Genomic DNA, 22,685 nt, shown 5'->3' on the forward strand with positions numbered 1-22,685 from the left:
CAGCGTTCGTCCTGAGCCAGGATCAAACTCTCCGTTGAAGACTCACAATCACACCCGAAGGCGCAATCAAAAGTACAAACTAGAGTCCGAAAACCTAGCAAAACAAATCGCCAGCTGGAATTTAGCTGACTTAAATGTTCGGCCCTCCACACGGGGGTATGAAGAACCGAAACCAAATTAAATATTTGGCACTGACATTCATCAACACACTATTGAGTTCTCAAAGAACACACGCACACACTTTCTCGCGGCCTTTAAGCCGTCCGATCTGTGAGGCAACTTCTAAAGCTTAGCTCATCCGTTTTCCCGATTGCAAATCGGTGTCCCGGTCGAACCAGTGTGATAGTCAGGCGCTCATCGTCCTACCTCGTTTCCCTGGTCCCTCCGGCTCGGCGTTTCCGCCTCGCTCCGGGCCCCGGGTCGGTGTCCGTGTCGCTCTGACTTGGATAAAGTTACGTGGCATCTAATTCAATGTCAAATCGCCTGGTCAAGAGCGGTTTTCAGCGACTGTTTCCGAGACCGTTTCCGAACTCGGGCCGCCGAAAACGATCAAGTTCCCACTCCGACCCGTTCCACCCCGGCTCCGAGGGCCTGGAGCTTCTCCACGAAGTTCGGATATCCACGGTCGATATGGAAGACGTCGTGCACTTCGGTGACCCCGTCGGCGACCAGCCCGGCCAGCACCAGGCCGGCACCGGCGCGGATATCCGAGGACCAGACCGGGGCACTGGACAACCTGGGGATGCCCCGGACCACCGCGTGATGTCCGTCGGTCCGTGCATCGGCGCCCAGCCGGATCATCTCCTCCACGAAACGGAAACGCGCTTCGAAGACGTTCTCGGTGATCATCGAGGTACCGTCCGCGATCGCCGCGAGGCCGATCGCCATCGGCTGCAGATCCGTGGGGAAACCCGGGAACGGCAGCGTGGAGAAGTTGACCGCGCGCGGGCGATCGGGCTGAACCACTCGGAAACCGTCCGGTTCGAACGAGATCCGCGCACCGGCCGAGCGCAGTTTGTCCAGGACGAGAGCCAGGTGCTGCGGATTGACTCCGGTCACCCGGACATCGCCCATCGTCATGGCGGCGGCGATACCCCAGGTGGCCGCGACGATACGGTCGCCGATCACCCGGTGCGTGATCGGCGACAGCCGTTTCACGCCGTGAATGGTCAGCACCGAGGTGCCCGCACCGTGGATACGCGCACCCATCTGGGTGAGCATGGTGCACAGGTCGACGATGTCGGGTTCGCGGGCAGCGTTGTCGATCACCGTCTCCCCCTGCGCCAGGACCGCGGCCATGAGGATGTTCTCGGTGGCGCCGACCGACGGGAAGTCCAGGCGGATCCGCGCACCCTGCAGCTCGTCGGCCCGGGCGACCACGCATCCGTGCTCGATCTCGCTGGTGGCACCGAGCAGCCGGAGCCCCGCCTGGTGCATATCCAGCGGCCGGGAACCGATCGCGTCACCACCGGGCAGCGCGACCACTGCTCGCTTGCATCGGGCCATCAGCGGTCCGAGCACACAAACCGAGGCCCGGAACTGCGTCACCGCCGGGAAGTCCGCGTGGTACTTGGGTTCGGCCGGGGTGTCGATGGTCACCACATCGCCGGTGATCGTGACATCACAACCGAGACCGCGCAGTACCTCTGCCATCAACGGCACATCGAGGATGTCCGGGCAGTTCGTGATGGTGGTCGTGCCTTCGGTGAGCAGAGCAGCGGCCATCAGCTTCAGGACGCTGTTCTTGGCGCCTCCGACCGAGACCTCACCGACCAGCCGGTTGCCGCCAGTTACCAAAAACCGTTCCATGCCGCCTCTCCGAGTATTCGGCGCACCAGTGAGTGCAAGGATAGAGCGCCCGCGATCGCATCACGCCGCCGGTCGAGACAACGCCGAACCATCGCGCGCGGCGGCCCCGCGACCCCATCACCAGGAGCAGTTTCCACCGTCGGGACGGAATCCGTCAGCTTTCGGACGGAGGCCCGGCGCCGGGCTCCTCCGAAGCCGGCCCACCGGCTTCAACGACCCGGCCACCGCCGGGCTGCCAGAGCACGTCACCCGCCGGATTGGTGTACCGGCTGAGGATGAACAACAGATCCGAGAGCCTGTTGAGGTACTTCGCCGGCAGGACAGCGGTGTCCTCGGGATGGGCCGCCACCGCCGCCCACGCCGATCGCTCGGCGCGCCGGACGATCGTGCGCGCGGTGTGCAGTAGCGCGGCCAGCGGGGTACCGCCGGGCAGGATGAACGAATTCAGCGGCGCCAGTTCGGCATTGAACCGGTCACACCACCGCTCCAGGCGCGCGATATAGTCCGCGGTGATCCGCAGCGGCGGATACTTCGGGTTCTCCACCACCGGAGTCGACAGATCCGCGCCCGCGTCGAACAGGTCGTTCTGGACCCCGCGCAGGACGGCTGTCAGTTCCGGATCCGGGCCGCCGAGCGCAATCGCGACTCCGAGGGCGGCATTGGCCTCGTCGCAATCGGCGTAGGCGACCAGCCGCGGATCGGTCTTCGGCACCCGGGAGAAATCACTGAGACCGGTGGTCCCGTCGTCGCCGGTGCGGGTGTAGATCCGCGTCAGGTGCACGCTCACAGGACCCACCCTAAACGCTCGCGCCGACCGGGCGGTGTTTCCGCGGATGCGCATTTGCGCCGCAACCACGGCATCGACCGGGACGACGAAGCGACCTCAGTGGCCGCGGAGCCGGCGCGCGCGTTCCGAGGGCCGCGACTCCACCCAGGACAGGAACGCGGTGAGCGCAGCCCGGTCGAGGGCCAGCTCGTAATCGCCGTTGCGATCGGATACACCGATGACCGCGATCCCCTCGGTCATGATGTCGTACTCGTCACCCTGCGGGCCGCGGCGTTCGCCGATCTCGATACCGCGGCGGTGGATCACCGAATCGGCGCCGAGTTTGAGACTGGTGAGCTTGTAGAAGACGAGATGGTCCTCGTCGTAGCGGATGACGCCGTGACGCCAGCGCTCACCGCCGCGAGCCGGGAGTACGCGCAGGATGGCCGCGGTGCCGCCGCGCCGCAACATGACCAGGCGATAACTGGAAACCAGAGCCAATGCGACCAGCACGAGCACCAGAATGATCAGAAACACCATCCCGGTCTGCAATGCTGCACATCCCTTCGCTCGAGGCGATCGCCGGATCGGACCGGCAGATGCACCCGCCGCCATTCAACCACGAACCAGTTTACAAATCGCACGGGGATGTCTCCGATAATGCGACGTCATCGATCCCGGCGGCCGCCGACGGCAACGTGCGGGTGAACCCGCCGCCGCCGAAACGGCTCCGGCCGGCGACGAGGATTCGCCGCCGGCCGGAGCCGAAATGATTCTGTTGTGCTCCCGAAGGAGATCAGGACGCCGCTTCGGCCTGTTCCACCGCGCGGACCCGGCCCTGCGCGACCCGCTGAGCCTCCGCGGAGGCCGACCCGTCGGACAGCACCTGACGTGCGGCCGCGATATCGACCTCGGTGGAGAACTCGGCGGACTCGGCCAATACCCGCACCGTATCGGCGGTGACCGAGAAGAACCCACCGTGTACCGCGGCAACGATCCGGGTGCCGTCGGTATCGACGATCGTCACGGTGCCGCCCTCGACCAACTGGCCGAGGAGAGGCTCGTGACCGGGCATGATGCCGATCTGTCCCTCGGTGGTCTGGGCGCTGACGAAACTCGCCCGGCCCGACCAGAGCCGCCGCTCGACCGCGACGAGATCAACTGACATATCCGCCATGGAGGGCTACTTTCCGGCGATCTTCTTCGCGGCCGCCTCGACATCGTCGAGACCACCGCAGCTGTTGAACGCCTGCTCCGGGAAGTGGTCGAATTCGCCCTTGCAGACCCGGTCGAAGTCGTCGACGGTCTGCTCCAGCGGCACGACCGAACCGGGCTGACCGGTGAACTTCTCGGCCACGATGAAGTTCTGGCCGAGGAACTTCTCCAGGCGCCGGGCCCGGCCGACGAGGACCTTGTCCTCTTCGGAGAGCTCGTCCATACCGAGGATGGCGATGATGTCCTGCAGTTCCTTGTACTTCTGCAGGATCCGCTTCACCTCGTTGGCCACCGCGAAGTGCCGGTCGCCGACGATCGATGCCTCGAGGATACGAGAGGTCGAGGTCAGCGGGTCGACGGCCGGGTAGATACCCTTCTGCGAAATCGGGCGGGAAAGCTCGGTGGTCGCGTCCAGGTGGGCGAAGGTGGTCGCCGGCGCCGGGTCGGTGTAGTCGTCGGCAGGGACGTAGATCGCCTGCAGCGAGGTGATCGAACGACCACGGGTCGAGGTGATGCGCTCCTGCAGTTCACCCATCTCGTCGGCCAGGGTGGGCTGGTAACCGACAGCGGAGGGCATACGACCCAGCAGGGTCGAAACCTCGGAACCGGCCTGGGTGAACCGGAAGATGTTGTCGATGAACAGCAGCACGTCCTGGTGCTTCACATCGCGGAAGTACTCCGCCATGGTCAGCGCCGACAGGGCGACGCGCATACGGGTGCCCGGCGGCTCGTCCATCTGGCCGAAGACGAGGGCGGTGTCCTGGAGGACGCCCATCTCTTCCATTTCCAGGTGCAGATCGGTGCCCTCACGGGTGCGCTCACCGACGCCGGCGAACACCGAGGTACCGGAGAACTCCCGCGCGATACGAGTGATCATCTCCTGGATCAGCACGGTCTTACCGACACCGGCACCACCGAACAGACCGATCTTGCCGCCCTTCACGTACGGGGTCAGCAGGTCGAGCACCTTGACGCCGGTCTCGAGGATTTCGGTCTTACCCTCGAGCTGGTCGAAGCTCGGCGGCTTGCGGTGGATACCCCACTGCTCACCGTCCCGGCCCAGGCCGGGGCTGTCGAGGCAGTCGCCCAGGGCGTTGAACACGTGCCCCTTGACGACATCGCCGACCGGCACCGAGATCGGCTTCCCGGAGTCACGGACCTCGGCGCCGCGGACCAGGCCGTCGGTGGGCTGCATCGAAATGGTGCGCACGATGTTGTCACCGAGGTGCTGGGCGACCTCGAGGGTCAGCGTCTTGGCCACCGACTTCAGGGTGATCTCGGCGGCGAGGGCGTTGAACAGTTCCGGGATGGAGCCCCGCGGGAATTCGACGTCCACGACGGGGCCGATGACGCGGACCACGCGGCCCGTGGCGGCGCCGGTCCGGCTCGACTCTTCTCGAGTAACAGCTGCGGTCATTTGTCTGGTTTCTCTTCCTGCGTCTCAGTCGCGTTCCGAGCTGGCCGCCAGGGCATTCACGCCGCCGACGATTTCGCTGATTTCCTGCGTGATGTTGGCCTGCCGCAACGAGTTGGCCTGGCGAGACAGGGAACTCGCCAATTCGTTGGCGTTATCGGTGGCCGCCTTCATTGCGGTGCGCCGAGCGGCGTGCTCGGATGCCGCTGCGTCGAGCAACGACGCGTAGATCCGCGTGTTGATGTACTTGGGCAGCAGCGCCGCCAGCAGCACATCGGCGTCGGGCTCGAATTCGTACTGCGCGCTCACCTCGGCCGTGGGCGAATCGGACAGCATGTCCTCGCCCAGATCGAAGTTCTCGTCGACGAAGGAGATCTGGATCGGCGCCATCCGGCGCACCTCCGGCGTCTGCGACAGCATGCTCACGAACCGGGTGTAGACGATATGGAGCTCGTCCACGCCCGCGATCGAATCGGTGCCGTCCGGTGCCGGGACCTCGCCCGCGGACCCGGCCATGAAGCTGTCGACCAGGTGGTTACAGGCCGCCGAGGCATCCGGGTAGGACGGCTGCTGGGAGAACCCTGTCCACGAGGCGACCGGCCGGCGGTCACGGAAGGTGTAGTACGTCAGGCCCTTGCTGCCCATGACGTAGAGCACCGGTTCCTTGCCCTCGTCGCGCAGGGTGGTCATCAACTCCTCGGCGCGTTTGAGCACATTGGAGTTGTAGCCACCGCACTGGCCGCTGTCGCTGGTGATCACCAGTACCGCGGCACGCTTCGGATCGGGGCGTTCGGTGAGCAGCGGGTGCGACAGACTCTTCGACGCACTCGCCAGCTCCGCGACCACCTTGGTGATCTCCTCGGAGTACGGCTTGGCGGCCGCGACCCGAGCCTGGGCCTTGGTGATCCGCGAGGTCGCGATCAGTTCCTGGGCCTTGGTGATCTTCTTGATCGAGTTGATACCACGAATACGGGAGCGCAGCTCGCGCAAGGTAGCCATCGGTTCACACTCCCCTCATTCGCGGCGTGACAGGAAAACAGCGCATGGTTCGCCCGGTCTACTTCTCGACGTGCTTGCGGGTGACCGACAGCGACTCGACCTCTTCGTGGCCGAGTTCGTCGGCGCCGGGCTCGTTCACGACCCGGCTGCCGTCCGAAGCCAGGAAGCCCTGCTTGAAGTTGTCGGTCGCGGTCTTGATCTGCTCGGCGGCGTCGCCGGTCAGCACCTTGCCACCCTCGATGCTCTTGAAGGCATCGGCGGCATTGCTGTGCAAATCCTCGAGCAGCTCGACATTGAAGCGACGGACGTCGGCGACGGGCACCGAATCGTAGTAGCCACCGTCGACCAGGTAGATCGAGACGATCTGGTCCTCGACGGCGACCGGCGAGTACTGGTCCTGCTTGAGCAGTTCCACCCAGCGGGCACCGCGCTCGAGCTGGGCCAGCGAGGCGGCGTCCAGATCGGAGGCGAACGCGGAGAAGGCTTCCAGCTCGCGGTACTGCGCCATTTCCAGACGCAGCGAACCGGCGACCTTCTTCATACCCTTGGTCTGGGCGGCGCCACCGACACGGGAGACGGAGGTACCGACGTTGATCGCGGGACGAACGCCCTTGTTGAACAGGTCGGACTCCAGGAAGACCTGCCCGTCGGTGATGGAGATGACGTTGGTCGGGATGAAGGCCGAGATGTCGTTGGCCTTGGTCTCGATGATCGGCAGACCGGTCATCGAACCGCCGCCCATGGCGTCGGAGAGCTTGGCGCAACGCTCCAGCAGACGCGAGTGCAGGTAGAAGACGTCACCCGGGTAGGCCTCGCGGCCCGGCGGGCGGCGCAGCAGCAGCGAGATCGCGCGGTATGCCTCGGCCTGCTTGGTCAGGTCGTCGAACACGATCAGAACGTGCTTGCCCTGGTACATCCAGTGCTGGCCGAGGGCCGAACCGGTGTAGGGAGCCAGCCACTTGAAACCGGCGGAATCGGAGGCCGGGGCGGCGACGATGGTGGTGTACGCCAGGGCGCCGTGCTCCTCGAGGGCGGATTTGACCCCCGCGATGGTGGAGCCCTTCTGGCCGATCGCCACGTAGATGCAGCGCACCTGCTTGGCCGGATCGCCCGACTCCCAGTTGGCCTTCTGGTTCAGGATCGTGTCGATGCAGACCGCGGTCTTACCGGTCTTGCGGTCGCCGATGACCAGCTGACGCTGCCCCCGGCCGATCGCGGTGAGCGCATCGATTGCGGTGATGCCGGTCGCCATCGGCTCCTCGACCGGCTGCCGCTCCAGCACGGTAGCGGCCTGCAGTTCCAGCACACGCCGGTCGTCGGATTCGATCTCGCCCAGACCGTCGATCGGCTGACCGAGCGGGTTCACCACCCGCCCGAGGAAATTGTCGCCGACCGGGACCGAGAGCACATCGCCGGTACGGCGCACCTGCTGGCCCTCTTCGATCTCGGCGAATTCGCCGAGGATGACAGCACCGATCTCGCGGTCCTCGAGGTTCAGCGCGACGCCGAGCACACCGCCCGGGAATTCGAGCAGCTCGTTGGCCATCGCCGAAGGCAGGCCACTGACGTGCGCGATGCCGTCACTGGTATCGGTGACGACACCGACCTCCTCGATGGAGGTTTCCGGGGTGTAGCTCTGGGTGTAGCTTTCGATCGCGCTACGGATCTCGTCGGAGGAGATCGTCAGCTCCGCCATGTTCTTCCTGCTCTCGGTCTCTGGTCGTGGAATGTCGGGGGTGTGGAGCGGCCGGCACCGGTGGATCCGGCGCCGTCGCCGCTAGGTCAGCGAGCGGCGCAGCCGATCCAGCCGGCCGATCGCGCTGCCGTCGATCACATCGTCGCCGATGCGCACGACGAGCCCGCTCAACAGTTCGGGATCGACCTCGACATGCACGGTGACAGCCTTGTTGTAGATACGCGCCAGGGCGCCGGCCAGCCGCTCACGCTGGGAGTCGGTCAGCTCGATGGCCGACCGCACGTGCGCGACGATCTGTTCGCGCCGGGCCGCGGCCAGGTCGGACAGTTCGTCGAAGGCCACACCGATCCCGGAACGCTGCCTGGTCACCACCTGCTCGGTGAGCGCCTGGGTGATGGTCTCGGTTTTGCCGGACAGCAGCCGATCGAGCAATTCCCGTTTGGCCGCGGCCGAGGCGGCGCGGTCGGACAGGGCCTGGTCCAGCACCGGGTTGTCGGCGATGATCCGGCCGAACCGGAAAAGTTCGTCCTCGACCGCGGTCAGCCGACCCTGCTCGGAGGCCGATTCCAGGTATGCCAGCTGACCGAGCAGCACCAGGGTGTCGACCAGATCCCGGGGACGTGACCAATCCTGGGCGACCGCAGTGGTCAGCACCGCCTGAGTGGCAGCGCTGACCCGGCTCCCGAAGATCCGCTCGCTCAGTTCGGCGCGGGCCGAACCGGGCACCGATACGTCCGCGAGCGCCACACGCAGCGGACGCTGGTCGTCCAGTACGTCGACAACGGCGAACAGTTCGGACCCCGTCGTGGCCGCAACACCGTTGCTGCCGGTCAGCGCGGCCCGGAGCGCCTCCTTGGACCGGGAGCTGGCCTCACGGCTCGCTGCGTACATGGTTCTCACTCCTCCGTCGTTACCTTCCGACCCCGATACCGGCGTCCGAACGGTCGATCTCGTCGAGGAATCGCTCGATCGTCGCGGCCTGTTTGGCCTCGTCCGATACCGACTGCCCGATGATCTTCTCGGCCAGGTCCACGGCGGTGCGGCCGACCTCGGCACGCAGCTCGGTCAGGATCTGCTGGCGCTGGGCTTCCAGCTGGGTGTGCCCGGCCGCGACGATACGGTCGCTCTCGGCCTGGGCGTCCGCCTTCATCTGGGCGAGGATCTGCTGGCCCTGGGTGCGGGCGTCTTCGCGGATCTTCGCGGATTCCAGGCGGGCGTCGGCCAGCTGCTTCTGGTACTGCTGCAGCGTCTCCTGGGCTTCGGCCTGCGCGGCCTCGGCCCGTTCGATGCCACCCTCGATCTTGTCGGCGCGCTCGTCCAGCACCTTCATCAGGCGCGGAACGGCGTATTTGTAGACCACGAAGGCGATGATCGCCACGCAGATCGCCGACCAGACGATGTCGTACGTCGCGGGGACGAGAGGATTCACATCCTCTCCCTCTTCCGCTGCGAGCAGAATGAACTCGTTCATCGGAATCAGAAGATGAAGCCGGCGACGAGACCGATCAGTGCCAGGGCTTCGGTGAACGCGATACCCAGGAACATGTTGGTCCGGATGGTGCCGGAGAGCTCGGGCTGGCGGGCAATACCCTCGATCGCCTTACCGACGACGATACCGACGCCGATGCCGGGGCCGATCGCGGCCAGGCCGTAGCCGACGGCGCCGAGGCCCTTCAGCGTGGATTCGTTGGTGGCAGCTTCCTGGGCCAGGTACGAGAGGCTCATGAGTCTTCCATTCCCTTTCTGTTGCTCACCCGCCGGACGGCGTGGTGCAGCAGGTCCTTATCGGTTGTTCCGGTCGGTCAGTGTTCGTCGGCGTGCTGGGCAAGGCTGATGTACACGGCGGTCAGCAACGCGAACACATAGGCCTGCAGGAAAATCACCAGCAGTTCGAAGAGGGTGAATGCGAGTCCGCCCAGCAGCGAGAAGGGCGAGAACACCTTCATCCAGGCATCCGCGTCGAAGAGGAAGAACTGGGTCGCGCTGAAGAAGAGCACCAACATGATGTGACCGGCGAGCATATTGGCCATGAGTCGGACGGTCAGCGTGAACGGGCGCAGCACGAAGGTCGAGATGAACTCGATCGGAATGAGCAGGACGTGCATGGCCGGCGGAACATTCGGAACGACGATGCTGCTGCGCATATAGGTGAAGAAGCCGTACTTCTTGATGCCCACGTAGTTGAACGCGATATACGCGATCACTGCCAGTACCAGCGGCATGCCGATACGCGCGTTCGACGAGATGTTCAGACCGGGGATCACACCCGAGAAGTTCAGGAACAGAACGGTGAAGAAGATCGTCGCGATCAGCGGGAAGAACTTACGGCCGCTTTCCTTGCCGAGGATCTCGTCACAGATCTGCTCCTTGACGAAGACCAGACCCATTTCGCCGATGTTCTGCAGCTTTTTCGGCACGATTCGCGGAGTCCGGAACGCCAGGAACAGGAAAGCGATCAGGACGGCGGTCATCACGAGCCGGACCAGCATCAGCCGATCGAGTTCGAAGGGGGTCCCCTCGAACAGCACCGCTGGAGGGAAGAAGTCGGTTAGCGACGGCGCGTGGAACTCCGCGGCCAAGGTGGTGACGCTCAGCGTTCTCTCCCGTGTTCGGGCCGCGGGAAGTTTTCGCTCCCGCGGTTCGATCGGACATTGACGATCAATGTGGGTCGACTGAGGTCGGCTCGAGGTCGTCAGCAGCTGTAGCGGCGATCCGCGCTGGCGTCTGTACGTGTGTCGGCGACATCGTCGACATGCAGAACCGAACCCTTGACGAGCACGGCACGGCAGTAGCATAGCGGTAGCTGGTCGGGCCTGGTCGGCGCCCCTGGCTTAGTCGCTTGCTTACCAATACTTTACCAAGAGAACTACGACAACGTGTAGCGGGGGCGATGTAATCTACGACAAATTGTCGTAGATCCTGGTCACCCCTGGTCGGAGCCCGCTTCCCGGCCCTGCTCAGAGACGGTCACATAGGGCACTTTCTGTCTCAATACACCGTAAGTTTCCGCCCCCAGCACGATGACCAGGGCGCCCACGACGGTCAGGAACAGCGCCACCCGGTCGTAGAAATCGAATCGCTGCAGAATCGCAATGACGATCAGCGCGACCAGCAGCTTCCCCACCCAGCTGATCAGCATGACCAGCCCCGCCGTGGTGGGCGGCAGTTTCGCGCCGAGCAGCACCACCACGGCCGTGGTCAGGATGAACCCACCACCGATCGCGGCCCCCAGCAGCGCGCCCCACAGTCCGGCCACACCGGCGAAAGCAGTCGCGATCGCCACCGACAACACGGTCAGCACGACCAACCCGATCAACCCGTACCGCAATGCTGCACGCAGTGGGGCATCGGCGCTGTCGGAGGAACTGGGACCGGCAGGACTCGTGGACACGGGCCGAACTCTACCCGGACTCCGAAACCGAACCCGCCGCGTCCCGCCGCGCCTGCCGACGCCACAGACCCGGAACAGCGGTTACGACCAGGGCGAACAGCAATCCGGCCGCCATCATCAGCACCACCACCCGGCGATCCATCACCGAGGTACCCACTGCCCCGAACGCGAGAATGCCGACCCACAGGTAGATCACCAGCACGACCCGGCGCTGCGAATGCCCGATCTGCAACAGCCGGTGATGCAGATGCATCTTGTCGGGCGTGGAGAAACTGACCCCCGCCCGGACCCGGCGCACGATCGCCAGCAACAGATCCAGAACCGGGATGAACATCACCGCGCCGACCAGCAACAACGGCGACAGCAGACCGACGATATCGCGCGGGCCGTACCCCTGCAGCGGGATCCGGCCGGACGCACTGGTCGACACAGCGGCCAGCACCAGCCCGATCAACATGGACCCCGAATCCCCCATGAAGATCCGAGCCGGCGAGAAATTGTGCGGCAGGAAGCCGAGACAAGCACCGGCCATGGCCGCGGCCAGCAGCGCGGGCGGATAACTGTCCACCGAACCGCCCTGTTCGGTGAGCAGGCCCACCGCGAAAGCGAACACCGCGAAGGACGCGATCAGGCCCAGCCCGGCGGCCAGTCCGTCCAGGCCGTCGACGAAATTCATGGCGTTGATCAGCGTCACCGCCACAGCCACGGTGACCAGGCCGCCCTGCAATCCGTCGAGGACGACCGTGCTGTTGTTGAACGGGTCGTAGATCAGGTACCAGCCCAGGCCCATCACCGCCATCACCCCGGCAGCGGTGACCTGACCGGCGAATTTGGTGAGCGCGTCCAGCCCCCAGCGATCGTCCACGATGCCGACCCCGACGATGATCGTCGCCGCCACCAGTACGGCGGCGATATCGGGCCGGTAATCGAAACCACGACGCAGCGCCGGCAACTGATGAGCGAACAACACGGCCGCCACTACACCGAAGTACATCCCCACCCCGCCCATCCGGGGAATCGGCTTCACATGCACATCGCGATCACGCGGAATGGCCACCGCGCCGAACCCGATCGCCAGCGTGCGGATCCCTCCGGTGGCCAGAAAGGTCACCGCCGCCGAGATCAACAGCACCAGGAGCAGCTCGCGCAGCGGGACGACCGCACCGTAACCGGTCATAGCGCCGACCACCGCCCGGCGGCCGGGGATACTGCCCGGACCTTCATCGAAACCGGTACTTTCACCGCGCGACGGACCCGATCAGATCATCGGGAGCGACTCCCAGCACTTCGGCGACCGCCTCGGTCGGCACCGCGCCCGCCCGCAGAATCCGCGGCTGATCAGCGGTGAGATCGACAATGGTGGAGGCGGTGGCGTGCTGGGCGGGGCCGCCGTCCAGATACACACCGACCCGGTCCGCGAGCTGCTCACGCGCCTGGGTCACATTCTCGGCCGGGGGCCGGCCGGAAATATTCGCACTGGACACCGCCAGCGGACCGACCTCCTGCAACAACTCCAGCGCCACCGGATGCAGCGGCATCCGCAGCATCACCGTGCCACGCGCGTCACCGAGATCCCAGGCCAACGAAGGTGCCTGCTGCACAACGATACTCAGCCCACCGGGCCAGAACGCCCGGATCAGGTCTCGCGCCTGTGGCCGCACCGAGAACACCAGCCCGTCGATCGTGTTCCACGACCCGACCAACACCGGAACCGGCATATCCCGACCCCGCCCCTTGGCCGCCAGCAACGACGCGACAGCCGCCGAATCGAAAGCGTCGGCAGCCAGACCGTAAACGGTATCGGTGGGCACGACGACCAACCGCCCCGATCTCAGAGCACTGGTCGCCGCGGCCAGGCCGGCGGCGCGCGAGTCGGGATCGGCGCAGTCGTAGACGGTACTCACGCCGACCATGGTATGGGCTGTGATATGGCCCCGCCTCCGGCGGGGCAGGGTCGGGGCCCTAGTGACCCCGGTTCTTCACTCCTGCGCTCCTCCGCTTCGCTCCCCCGCTCCGTCGCTCCGGAACCGGGGCGGGCCCCGACCACGAATGCCGGCCACCCGCGGCTGGCAGACGGGCTATTCGCACCGAAAATCGAAGACCGCCCAATCGGAATCCCCCTTCAGGGACAAGACACGCATGCGACCCAGCCGTCGAACGCCGACGCAACCGCGTGCGTCGAGTTTTACGAGACACCTCAAAGGGTCGAGGCCCGTCTCGCCCTTGGTCGAAGGTGCTCAGGCGGCTGCATTCTCCGGATGGCCGACCGCACGTCGCATGAGCCGAAGGCTCGAGTCTCGAGGCCTGAACGGCGAGACTGAGGGGGCCTCGACCCCGCGCGCGCCAGCGCGCCAAAAACACAGCACCTTCGCGAACAACCCCACCTCTCACCTTCGCGAACAACCCCCTCACCTCCGCGAACAGTCCCCTCGCCTCCGCAACCAATCCTCACCGTCGCGAACAACCTCACCCCCGCGACTTCGCGAACAGCCCCTTACCTCCGCAAGCACTCAGCGCCGCACCGTCACAACCAGCCCCAGTTCTTTGCGAGCGACCCCTCACCTTCACGAACAGCCCGCCCCGCACCCGCGACCGATTCATGGACCGCCGCTGCTCATGGCCCCCGATATTCGGGGTATCCGGCCCAGCGTGCCGAACTCGGTGCCTCGTACGACGCGGCGCTCGCGGTGATCGCCGTGATCGCCGTGATCGCCGTGGGCGAGCCCAGCCCTACCTCTCACCTTCACGAACAACCACCCCCACCTCCGCGTTCGGGCCTGTGCTCCTACTTCGACACGCAAGCTCATATTTTCCGAGGGACCAGCCCTTTTCCGAGGAACAACTCCGCTTCGGCGAGCTCACCCACCGCCCCACCGGAGCCCGCCCCCTCAGCGGTTATCCGGTCGGTCCACCCGCAGTGCCGCCACGAATCGTGGCTTCCCCGCCAGATCGGGATGTTCGACGATTTCGGCGAATCGCCCGTCCGCCGCCAGCAGGGCGGCCACTCCACCACCGTTGCTGTCATCGTGTTCGACAGCCACACCTCCGCCCGGTCGCAGCAGGCGGCCGACCAGCGGTACGAGCGGGCGGATCACGGCCAGGCCGTCGGGACCGCCGAAGAGCGCACCGTGTGGGTCGTGGTCGGCGACTTCGGGGGCGAGTTCCGCGCCGTCGGGAATGTAGGGCGGGTTCGCGACGACCAGGTCGACGTAACCGTCGAGTTCGGTGAGCAGATTCGGGTCGGTGACATCGTCGTGGTGCAGCGTGATCGGGGTATCGCCGGCGGCGGCCCGCTGTTCGGCGTTGCGGCGGGCCCAGCTCAGGGCGTCGGGATCCAGTTCTACGGCGTGCACGACGGCATCGGGGCGGGCATGCGCCAGGGCGAGTCCGAGTGCGCCGGAGCCGGTGCACAGGTCCACGACGACCGGGGCGTGGTCGTGCCGGACCGCCTCGAGGTGTGCGAGAGCCCAGGCGAAGAGCAGTTCGGTTTCCGGGCGGGGAACGAATACGCCGGGTCCGACTTCGAGATCGATCTCGCCCATGAAGGATTGCCCGGTCAGATGCTGCAGCGGGACTCGTTGCGCCCGGCGCGCCACCAGCGCCCGATAGTCGGCGAGCCGATCCGGGCCGATCAGCGGATTCAGCAGTAGCCGCGAGCGGTCCACCCCGAGTACGTGCGCGGCGAGCAGCTCCGCGTCCGTCCTGGGGCTGGGCACACCGGCGGCGTGCAGGGTATCGGTCGCCTCGACGAGGACAGGGCGCAGCTGAACACGGGTCACCCCGACATTGTGGTTCATCGGCGGTGCCCGCGTTCGGGCGAACTACTCGGACATGCGGGCGGCGCGGTCGGCGGTGGCCAGGGCATCCAGCAGGGCGTCCATTTCTCCGTTCAGTACCGCGTCCAGGTTGTGCGCTTTGTAGCCGATGCGGTGATCGGCGATGCGGTTCTCCGGGAAGTTGTAGGTGCGGATGCGTTCGGATCGGTCGACCGTACGGATCTGTGCGACCCGGCCCTCCGCGGCTTCCTGTTCCGCCTGTTCCTCGGCGAGGGCCTGCAGACGGGCGGCCAGGACCTGCATGGCGCGGGCCTTGTTCTGGAGCTGGGAGCGTTCGTTCTGGCAGGTGACGACGATTCCCGAGGGGAGGTGGGTGATCCGGACCGCCGAATCGGTGGTGTTGACCCCCTGGCCGCCCTTACCCGAGGAACGGTAGACGTCGATGCGCAGGTCGTTCTCGTCGATCTGCACTTCTTCGACCTCGTCGGGTTCGGGGTAGATGAGAACACCGGCTGCCGATGTGTGGACCCGGCCCTGGGATTCGGTGACCGGCACCCGCTGCACCCGGTGGACACCGCCTTCGAATTTGAAGCGCGACCACACCCCGTCGCGGGCGGCATCGCGGCTCTTGATGGACAGCGTCGCTTCTTTGTAGCCGCCCAGATCGGAGACGGCCGCGTCCAGGATCTCGACCTTCCAGCCGCGGCGTTCCGCGTATCGGACGTACATCCGGGCCAGGTCGGCGGCGAACAGTGCCGATTCCTCGCCGCCTTCACCGGATTTCACTTCCAACACCACATCGTCACCGTCGTGCGGATCGCGCGGGGCAAGTAGGTCGGCGAGCTGTTTCTCGAGTTCTTCGAGCTGTTCTTCGAGGCCGGGCACCTCGGCGGCGAACGCCGAATCGTCGGCGGCCAGTTCCCGGGCGGCCTCCAGGTCGTCGCGGGTGGCGGAGAGCTTCTTGTAGGTGGTCATCACCGGGGCCAGTTCGGCGAACCGCTTCCCGACCCGCCGCGCGGCGTCCGGGTCGTTGTGCAGCGCCGGGTCCGCCAGCTGGGTTTCCAGTCCGGCGTATTCGGCCAGCACATCGTCGATCGCGGACGGTGCGGTTTTCTCGGCCATGAACGTGGCTCCTACTCGAAAGGACGACGCGGGGCGGGTGGGTAGAAAAGCACCAACGCCCGGCCTGCGAGTGGGCAGGACCGGGCGTTGGCGAGAAAGCTACTTGGCGTCGGCTTCCTTCTTGGCACGCTTGCCGTAGCGGGCCTCGAAGCGGGCCACGCGGCCGCCGGTGTCCAGGATCTTCTGCTTGCCGGTGTAGAACGGGTGGCACTGCGAGCAGACCTCGACGGTGATGTGTCCCGATTCCTTGGTGGAGCGGGTCTGGAAGGTATTACCGCAACCGCAGACCACCGTGGTGTCGACGTAGGTCGGGTGAATTCCTGCCTTCATGGGTGTCCTCTCGATATTGGTCGCCGGGTCGCTCGGGCATCTGCGCCGAACGTGAACCGGAACCGACTTCAGGCGGGATTGTCTGCGTGAATCGCAGACGCACGGCGGTCAAGTATGCCAGACCACCGATGCCTGCTGAAACGCGCCTCTTGCTGTATTTATTTCGGCGCTGCGGGGGACGGATTCGATCGACCGGTTCTCCACTCCGCCGCCGGACCGCCGCGCTCTTCCGATGCAACGAGAGACGGGGTCCGCCCTTCGGCGAACCCCGTCCACTCCACTCGTCGAGCGGGTTATCTCATTCGTCGAGTGCGCCCGGCGCGGTCTTGGAGACCTGCATCAGGAACTCGAGGTTGTTCTTACTCTTGCGCAGGCGGTCGATCAGCAGGTCGATCGCCTGGTGCGAGTCCAAACCGGACAGGACACGGCGCAGTTTGTGCAGGACCGCGGCCTCGTCCGGGTTGAGGAGCAGTTCGTCCTTACGGGTACCGGACGGGTTGACGTCCACCGCCGGGAACACGCGCCGCTCGGCGATCTTGCGGTCGAGTTTGAGCTCGGCGTTACCCGTGCCCTTGAACTCCTCGAAGATCACCGTGTCACCGGTCGAACCGGTTTCCACCATTGCGGTCGCGATGATGGTGAGCGAGCCGCCGTTCTCGATATTGCGTGCCGCACCGAGGAACCGCTTGGGCGGGTACAGCGCGGTGGAGTCGACACCACCGGACAGGATGCGCCCGGAGGCCGGCGAGGAGTTGTTGTACGCACGACCCAGCCGGGTGATGGAGTCGAGCAGCACCACGACGTCCTTACCCATTTCGACCAGGCGTTTGGCCCGCTCGATGGCGAGTTCGGCGACCGAGGTGTGATCCGACGGCGGCCGGTCGAAGGTGGAGGCGATGACCTCACCCTTCACCGAACGCTGCATATCGGTGACCTCTTCGGGACGTTCGTCGACCAGGACCACCATGAGGTAGCACTCGGGGTTGTTGATCGCGATCGCGTTGGCGATGTCCTGCATGATCGTGGTCTTACCGGCCTTCGGCGGAGACACGATCAGCGCGCGCTGGCCTTTACCGATCGGCATGATCAGATCGATCACCCGGGTGGTCAGCTTGTTCTGCTGGGTTTCCAGGCGCAGCCGCTGGTTCGGGTACAGCGGGGTGAGCTTGTTGAAATCGGGGCGGCGCTTGGCCGAATCGATTTCGGCACCGTTGACGGTGTCCAGCCGCACCAGCGGATCGAACTTCTGCCGCTGGTTGCTCTGCTCGCCGTCCCGCGGGGCGCGGACCGCGCCGGTGATGGCGTCGCCGCGGCGCAGGCCGTTCTTGCGCACGAGGTTCATCGAGACGTAGACGTCGTTCGGTCCGGCCAGGTAGCCGGAAGTGCGCACGAACGCGTAGTTGTCCAGTACGTCGAGAATGCCCGCGACCGGCTGCAGCACATCGTCTTCGCGAATCTCGGGCTCCCGCGATTCACCGCCGCCACCGTCGCGATCGCGACCCCGGCGGCGTTCGCGGAACCGCCGGCCGCGGCGGCCCCGGCCGCCTTCTTCGTCGTCGCCACCGCGATCGCCGCCCCGGTCGCCACCGCGGTTCCCACCGGAGCCGCCCTGGTTCTGCTGGCCGGACTGGTTGCGGTCACGACGGCGTTCGCCCTGCTCGCCGTCCTTGCCGTCCTGCTGCTTGGCGCTGTCCTGTTTGGTGTCCTGTTTGGCGTCCTCGCCGGCCGGCTCACCGTTCTTGCCCTGCTGATCGCGGCCACGACGCTGGCGGCCACGGCCACGCTGGCCGGAATCCCGGCCCGAATCCTCGGCGCCCTCGGCCGGCTTGTTGTCGGCTCTGCCTTCGGTCTTGGCGCCGGAATCGGTCTCCGCGGCATTGCCTGCGGCACCGTTGGCGGTGGCCGTGCCGTTGGTGGCGGCCCGGGTGGTCTTGCCCTTGTCCGCGGCCGCCGAATCCTTGTTCGCGGCGGTATCCGCGGCGGGTGCTTCCGCGACCGGAGCCGACGCGGCGGCGGGCGCGGCCTCGACGGCAGGCGCCGCGGTCCCGGCCTCGACGGGCTGGTCTGCGATTTTACGTTCTTTGGCAGACTTCGCGCGGGTGCTGCGTTCCGCGGCGGCGGGTCTACCGGCCTGGTTTTCCTTGATGGCGGCGATGAGATCACCCTTGCGCATACCGGAGGTGCCCCGAATTCCGAGTTCCCCTGCCAGTGCGCGCAACTGCGGCAACAACATTCCAGTCAGCCCCGATCCGATGTCGGTATTTTCGCTCATCTTCGAAGAAATCTGTCCGGAGTCACTTTCGCGGTTGCCCGAGGGTTCGGAGTCGGATGCCACCCCGGGTGTCGCGAGCAGGTCCGTATCTGTCACGGAGATCCTTTCCTTCCCTCGATGGCCGTGTGCTGTGTCGAGGGTTCGTTCCGTAGCCCGATCTCGCTGCCGGACTCGGATTTGTAGCCGTATCGCCTGCCCCTCCGGGACCGGGTGCTTCGCCACCGCTGAAAAAGGTGGAAGAGATCATTCCAGTTGAGCGGCTGCGCGGCACCCCCATGGCATGAGGGCTCGAGCCTGGAGCCTGCTGGAGCGATTGCCCTGATGAAGCACCGGCGTCTGATGCGCGCGATGTACGGACTTGCCCAGGATAGCGGGCAAGTACGAAGGTCGGCAAGGCGGACGCGCCCGTCAGCTGATCTGGACGCCCTCGGAGAGCCCCGGCTCCACGACGCGGAGGCCGTCCGCGGCGGCCCGAGCACGCAGTTCCTCGGGAAAAACGCTGGTCACAAGGGCGAGCACAGTGGGTCCGGCACCCGACACCGTTGCCGCGATCCCGTGGCCCCGCAGACGCTCGATCCAGGCGGTGGTGAGCGGCAGCGCCGGGGCGCGCTGGGTCTGGTGCAATCGGTCCGCGGTGGCCGGAAGCAGCAGATCCGGCCGCTGGGTCAGCGCGACCACCGACAGCGCCGCCCGGCTCACATTGAACGCGGCGTCGCGGTGCGGGACCAGGTCGGGCAGCAGGCCGCGCGTCTGCGCGGTGGAGGACCGTTCCTCGGGAATCAGCACCACCGGGCGCAGCGTGGGATGCGGGTCGAGGCGAACGGCTCGGTAGAGACGCTGCGGCGCGGCGATATCGGTATCCGGGCCCGGCCCGGTCTCGGTCCAGGACACGACGATTCCGCCGAGCACACTGGCGGCCGCGTTGTCCGGATGCCCTTCGAATTCCGCGGCGAGCTGTACCAGCCGATCGGAGTCGACGGCCAGGGCCGGATCGAATTGCGCGGCCAGCGCGCAGCCGGCGGCCAGACCGCCGACCGCGGCCGACGCCGAGGACCCCAATCCACGCGAGTGCGGAATCGCGTTACGGCACACCACGTCCAAGCCGTCGGCCCAGATCCCGGCGGCTTCCAGTCCGCGTTCGATCGCGCGGACCACCAGATGCTGTGGCCCCCAGGGCACCTCGTCGGCGCCTTCGCCCTCCACCTCGATGTTCAGCCCGGATTCGGTGCTGCGCACCTCGATCTCGTCGTAGATTCCCAGCGCCATCCCGAGGGAATCGAAACCGGGACCCAGATTCGCGGTGGACGCGGGCACCCGGACCGAAACGGTGAGACCGGCGGGCAGGGTCGGGGACATGAGCCGGCTTTCACGGGTTTCCACTGTCAGGCCAGCTCGAGTCGGGCGGCCACGGCCACCGGGTCGACCGCGATCGCCTGCACCTCGGGCATACCGAGGAGCGCGGTATCGGGGTCTTTGAGGCCGTTGCCGGTAACCGTGCAGACCACGGTCTGCCCGGGTTCGAGCCAGCCCTCGGCATGCGCGGCCAGCACACCGGCGACACTCGCCGCCGACGCGGGCTCGACGAAAACGCCTTCCTCGGCCGCCACCAGGCGGTACGCGTGCAGGATCTCCTCGTCGGTGGCCGCACGGAACGCGCCACCGGATTCCTCCTTGGCCGCCACGGCACCGTTCCAGGAGGCGGGCGCGCCGATCCGGATGGCGGTCGCGATGGTCTCCGGATGGCTGACCGGCGCACCGTTGACCAGCGGTGCCGCTCCGGCGGCCTGGACACCGAGCATGCGCGGCAGCGAATCGGTCACACCGTCGGCGCGGTATTCGCGGTAACCGCGCCAGTAGGCGGTGATATTGCCGGCGTTGCCCACCGGCAGGGCGTGCACATCGGGTGCCCGGCCGAGCACATCGCAGATCTCGAAGGACGCGGTCTTCTGGCCTTCGATCCGGGCCGGGTTCACCGAATTCACCAGACCGATGGACGGGAAATCCGAGGTGACTTTGCGGGCCAGTTCCAGGCAGTCGTCGAAATTGCCCTCGACCTGGATGACCTTGGCGCCGAGCATGACGGCCTGGGCGAGTTTGCCCATCGCGATCTTGCCCTGCGGGATCAGGACCGCGCAGGTCATCCCCGCACGGGTGGCGTAGGCGGCGGCGGAGGCCGAGGTGTTACCGGTGGAGGCGCACAGCACCGCCTCCTGGCCCCGGTATTTGGCGTCGGTCATGGCCATGGTCATACCGCGGTCCTTGAACGAACCCGTCGGGTTGGCGCCCTCGACCTTGAGGTAGACCTCGCAACCGGTGAGTTGCGACAGGTGCGGCGCCGGGACCAGCGGAGTCCCGCCCTCGAAAAGGGTCACCGGCTCCCAGTCGGCGGCACCCGCGAGCCGGTCGCGATAGGCCGCGATGAGCCCGGGCCAGCGGGAGTGGACGCCGGCCTGCGGCGCGACACCGGTGGTGGCCGCCGGGCCCGCGCCCCGCACGGAATCGCTGCGCGATGCTGTCGTCATTCCTCGGTGCCTTCCAATCTCAGGACGCTGGTGACAGATGTGACGGATTCCATATCCGCCAGGGCGGCGACGGTCTCGGCGAGGGCCGCCTCGGTCGCGAGGTGGGTCACGACCACCAGTCGCGCCTTGTCGTCGTGACCTTCCTGCCGGACCGTCGAGATGCTCACTCCGTGCTTGGAGAATTCGCCCGCCACCCGGGCCAGCACGCCGGGACGGTCCTCGACCTTGAGGTTCACGTGATAGCGGGTGGGCGTATCGCCGATCGGCGCGATCGGAAGCTCAGCATAGACCGATTCTCCGGGAGCACGGCCACCGAAGAATTTGTTGCGCGCGGCCATGACCAGGTCACCGAGTACGGCCGAAGCGGTCGGCGCACCACCGGCGCCCTGCCCGTAGAACATGAGGCGGCCGGCGTTCTCGGCCTCCACGACCACGGCGTTGAACGCCCCGTTCACCGCCGCCAGCGGATGTTTGCGCGGGATGAGCGCCGGATACACGCGCACCGACACCCGTTCCTTCCCGCCTTCCTCCGGAGTCGGCTCCCCCGGCCCGGCCGGCACCCGCTCACAGATGGCCAGCAGTTTGACGGTGCAGTCCAGCGCGGACGCCGTTTCCAGATCTTCGGCGGTGATCTCCGCGATGCCCTGCCGGAAAACGTTCGCGGCGGTCACCCGCGTGTGGAATGCCAGCGAGGCCAGGATGGCCGCCTTCGCGGCGGCGTCGTAGCCCCCGACATCGGCGGTCGGATCGGCTTCGGCGTATCCCAGGCGGGTGGCTTCGGCGAGGGTGTCGCCGTAATCGGCACCCGTCTCGTCCATCGCCGAGAGGATGAAATTGGTGGTGCCGTTGACGATGCCGACCACTCGGTTGACGCGGTCACCGGACAGCGATTGGATCAGCGGGCGCACCACCGGGATGGCACCGGCGACCGCGGCCTCGAAGTACAGGTCGGCGCGGCTGCGTTCCGCGGCGGCGGCCAGTTCGCCGGTGTAATCGGCGAGCAGCGCCTTGTTCGCGGTGACCACCGATTTCCCGGCGTTGAGCGCGGCCAGGATGAGTTTGCGGGCCGGATCGATACCGCCCATCACCTCGACCACCACATCGACATCGGGCCGGGCCACCAACTCTTCGGCGTCGGTGGTGAGCAGTTCGGCAGGTACGCCCCGGTCCCGGTCGAGGCTGCGTACCGCGACCCCGCGCAGGGTCAGCGGCGCGCCGACCCGCGACTGCAGATCGTCGGCGTGGTCCCGCAGGATCCGCACGACCTCCCGGCCGACATTGCCCATTCCCAGAACCGCGATACCGATCGGCCGGTCCGGACCCCATCGACCCGGCACCACCTCGGCCCCCTCTGGCATGGTCTCCCCTTTCGT

General features: G+C 66.4%; 21 protein-coding genes. All 21 read right to left on the bottom strand.

Annotated features, from left to right (window positions below; genetic code table 11):
* Window positions 1-549 precede the first annotated feature (549 nt).
* Complete coding sequence (murA, locus tag ACWCPQ_RS17570; RefSeq protein ID WP_449899906.1) at window positions 550-1,809, bottom strand: UDP-N-acetylglucosamine 1-carboxyvinyltransferase; 1,260 nt, start codon at window positions 1,807-1,809, stop codon at window positions 550-552.
* Between the two features lie 154 nt (window positions 1,810-1,963).
* On the bottom strand, window positions 1,964-2,596 hold the full coding sequence (locus tag ACWCPQ_RS17575; protein ID WP_449899908.1) for a cob(I)yrinic acid a,c-diamide adenosyltransferase: 633 nt from the start codon (window positions 2,594-2,596) through the stop codon (window positions 1,964-1,966).
* A 96-nt stretch (window positions 2,597-2,692) separates the two neighbouring features.
* Entirely contained in the window at window positions 2,693-3,115 is a 423-nt protein-coding gene (locus ACWCPQ_RS17580; RefSeq protein ID WP_449899910.1) for a DUF2550 domain-containing protein, read from the bottom strand.
* A gap of 256 nt (window positions 3,116-3,371) precedes the next feature.
* Entirely contained in the window at window positions 3,372-3,752 is a 381-nt protein-coding gene (locus ACWCPQ_RS17585) for a F0F1 ATP synthase subunit epsilon (protein WP_449899912.1), read from the bottom strand.
* A 6-nt stretch (window positions 3,753-3,758) separates the two neighbouring features.
* Window positions 3,759-5,207, bottom strand: coding sequence for a F0F1 ATP synthase subunit beta (atpD, locus tag ACWCPQ_RS17590; RefSeq protein ID WP_449899914.1), 1,449 nt, complete (start codon window positions 5,205-5,207; stop codon window positions 3,759-3,761).
* 24 nt (window positions 5,208-5,231) lie between these two features.
* On the bottom strand, window positions 5,232-6,203 hold the full coding sequence (locus ACWCPQ_RS17595) for a F0F1 ATP synthase subunit gamma (protein ID WP_449899916.1): 972 nt from the start codon (window positions 6,201-6,203) through the stop codon (window positions 5,232-5,234).
* A gap of 58 nt (window positions 6,204-6,261) precedes the next feature.
* Complete coding sequence (gene atpA, locus ACWCPQ_RS17600; protein ID WP_449899918.1) at window positions 6,262-7,899, bottom strand: F0F1 ATP synthase subunit alpha; 1,638 nt, start codon at window positions 7,897-7,899, stop codon at window positions 6,262-6,264.
* An 81-nt stretch (window positions 7,900-7,980) separates the two neighbouring features.
* Window positions 7,981-8,790: a F0F1 ATP synthase subunit delta gene (locus ACWCPQ_RS17605; RefSeq protein ID WP_449899920.1), complete on the bottom strand. Its 810-nt coding sequence runs from the start codon at window positions 8,788-8,790 to the stop codon at window positions 7,981-7,983.
* A 19-nt stretch (window positions 8,791-8,809) separates the two neighbouring features.
* Entirely contained in the window at window positions 8,810-9,370 is a 561-nt protein-coding gene (locus tag ACWCPQ_RS17610; protein WP_449899922.1) for a F0F1 ATP synthase subunit B, read from the bottom strand.
* Between the two features lie 5 nt (window positions 9,371-9,375).
* Entirely contained in the window at window positions 9,376-9,624 is a 249-nt protein-coding gene (locus ACWCPQ_RS17615; protein ID WP_030522398.1) for an ATP synthase F0 subunit C, read from the bottom strand.
* 77 nt (window positions 9,625-9,701) lie between these two features.
* Window positions 9,702-10,427 (bottom strand): F0F1 ATP synthase subunit A, encoded by a 726-nt coding sequence (gene atpB, locus ACWCPQ_RS17620; protein WP_449899924.1) that lies wholly within the window; start codon window positions 10,425-10,427, stop codon window positions 9,702-9,704.
* Between the two features lie 395 nt (window positions 10,428-10,822).
* Window positions 10,823-11,290, bottom strand: a complete 468-nt coding sequence (locus ACWCPQ_RS17625; protein ID WP_449899926.1) for a hypothetical protein — start codon at window positions 11,288-11,290, stop codon at window positions 10,823-10,825.
* Window positions 11,291-11,300: 10 nt separating this feature from the next.
* A complete protein-coding gene (locus tag ACWCPQ_RS17630) occupies window positions 11,301-12,467 on the bottom strand; it encodes an MraY family glycosyltransferase (RefSeq protein WP_449899928.1) in 1,167 nt (388 codons plus the stop codon).
* A 61-nt stretch (window positions 12,468-12,528) separates the two neighbouring features.
* The gene (locus tag ACWCPQ_RS17635) at window positions 12,529-13,194 is read right to left on the bottom strand and encodes an L-threonylcarbamoyladenylate synthase (protein ID WP_449899931.1); all 666 of its coding nucleotides are present in this window, start codon (window positions 13,192-13,194) and stop codon (window positions 12,529-12,531) included.
* A gap of 984 nt (window positions 13,195-14,178) precedes the next feature.
* A complete protein-coding gene (gene prmC, locus ACWCPQ_RS17640) occupies window positions 14,179-15,069 on the bottom strand; it encodes a peptide chain release factor N(5)-glutamine methyltransferase (protein WP_449899933.1) in 891 nt (296 codons plus the stop codon).
* A gap of 42 nt (window positions 15,070-15,111) precedes the next feature.
* Window positions 15,112-16,188: a peptide chain release factor 1 gene (gene prfA / locus ACWCPQ_RS17645; RefSeq protein WP_449899935.1), complete on the bottom strand. Its 1,077-nt coding sequence runs from the start codon at window positions 16,186-16,188 to the stop codon at window positions 15,112-15,114.
* Between the two features lie 99 nt (window positions 16,189-16,287).
* Entirely contained in the window at window positions 16,288-16,518 is a 231-nt protein-coding gene (rpmE, locus tag ACWCPQ_RS17650; protein WP_030522405.1) for a 50S ribosomal protein L31, read from the bottom strand.
* Window positions 16,519-16,816: 298 nt separating this feature from the next.
* Window positions 16,817-18,886 carry a transcription termination factor Rho gene (rho, locus tag ACWCPQ_RS17655; RefSeq protein WP_449899938.1) on the bottom strand — a complete coding sequence of 690 codons (2,070 nt, stop codon included), beginning with the start codon at window positions 18,884-18,886 and terminating at the stop codon, window positions 16,817-16,819.
* Between the two features lie 312 nt (window positions 18,887-19,198).
* Complete coding sequence (gene thrB / locus ACWCPQ_RS17660) at window positions 19,199-20,146, bottom strand: homoserine kinase (RefSeq protein WP_449899940.1); 948 nt, start codon at window positions 20,144-20,146, stop codon at window positions 19,199-19,201.
* A gap of 26 nt (window positions 20,147-20,172) precedes the next feature.
* Window positions 20,173-21,312 (bottom strand): threonine synthase, encoded by a 1,140-nt coding sequence (thrC, locus tag ACWCPQ_RS17665; protein ID WP_449899942.1) that lies wholly within the window; start codon window positions 21,310-21,312, stop codon window positions 20,173-20,175.
* Window positions 21,309-22,670: a homoserine dehydrogenase gene (locus ACWCPQ_RS17670; protein WP_449900245.1), complete on the bottom strand. Its 1,362-nt coding sequence runs from the start codon at window positions 22,668-22,670 to the stop codon at window positions 21,309-21,311. Before ACWCPQ_RS17670 ends, thrC begins: the two co-directional genes overlap by 4 nt.
* Between the last annotated feature and the right edge of the window lie 15 nt (window positions 22,671-22,685).

The organism is Nocardia sp. NPDC001965, from assembly GCF_053594175.1.

What these genes read in the sequence shown, in the direction of transcription:
- murA (WP_449899906.1), bottom strand. Translation starts at nt 1,809, where the DNA reads ATGGAACGGTTTTTGGTAACTGGCGGCAACCGGCTGGTCGGTGAGGTC.
- ACWCPQ_RS17580 (WP_449899910.1), bottom strand. Translation starts at nt 3,115, where the DNA reads ATGGTGTTTCTGATCATTCTGGTGCTCGTGCTGGTCGCATTGGCTCTG.
- ACWCPQ_RS17585 (WP_449899912.1), bottom strand. Translation starts at nt 3,752, where the DNA reads ATGGCGGATATGTCAGTTGATCTCGTCGCGGTCGAGCGGCGGCTCTGG.
- atpD (WP_449899914.1), bottom strand. Translation starts at nt 5,207, where the DNA reads ATGACCGCAGCTGTTACTCGAGAAGAGTCGAGCCGGACCGGCGCCGCC.
- ACWCPQ_RS17595 (WP_449899916.1), bottom strand. Translation starts at nt 6,203, where the DNA reads ATGGCTACCTTGCGCGAGCTGCGCTCCCGTATTCGTGGTATCAACTCG.
- atpA (WP_449899918.1), bottom strand. Translation starts at nt 7,899, where the DNA reads ATGGCGGAGCTGACGATCTCCTCCGACGAGATCCGTAGCGCGATCGAA.
- ACWCPQ_RS17605 (WP_449899920.1), bottom strand. Translation starts at nt 8,790, where the DNA reads ATGTACGCAGCGAGCCGTGAGGCCAGCTCCCGGTCCAAGGAGGCGCTC.
- ACWCPQ_RS17610 (WP_449899922.1), bottom strand. Translation starts at nt 9,370, where the DNA reads ATGAACGAGTTCATTCTGCTCGCAGCGGAAGAGGGAGAGGATGTGAAT.
- ACWCPQ_RS17615 (WP_030522398.1), bottom strand. Translation starts at nt 9,624, where the DNA reads ATGAGCCTCTCGTACCTGGCCCAGGAAGCTGCCACCAACGAATCCACG.
- ACWCPQ_RS17630 (WP_449899928.1), bottom strand. Translation starts at nt 12,467, where the DNA reads ATGACCGGTTACGGTGCGGTCGTCCCGCTGCGCGAGCTGCTCCTGGTG.
- prfA (WP_449899935.1), bottom strand. Translation starts at nt 16,188, where the DNA reads ATGGCCGAGAAAACCGCACCGTCCGCGATCGACGATGTGCTGGCCGAA.
- rpmE (WP_030522405.1), bottom strand. Translation starts at nt 16,518, where the DNA reads ATGAAGGCAGGAATTCACCCGACCTACGTCGACACCACGGTGGTCTGC.
- thrB (WP_449899940.1), bottom strand. Translation starts at nt 20,146, where the DNA reads ATGTCCCCGACCCTGCCCGCCGGTCTCACCGTTTCGGTCCGGGTGCCC.
- thrC (WP_449899942.1), bottom strand. Translation starts at nt 21,312, where the DNA reads ATGACGACAGCATCGCGCAGCGATTCCGTGCGGGGCGCGGGCCCGGCG.
- ACWCPQ_RS17670 (WP_449900245.1), bottom strand. Translation starts at nt 22,670, where the DNA reads ATGCCAGAGGGGGCCGAGGTGGTGCCGGGTCGATGGGGTCCGGACCGG.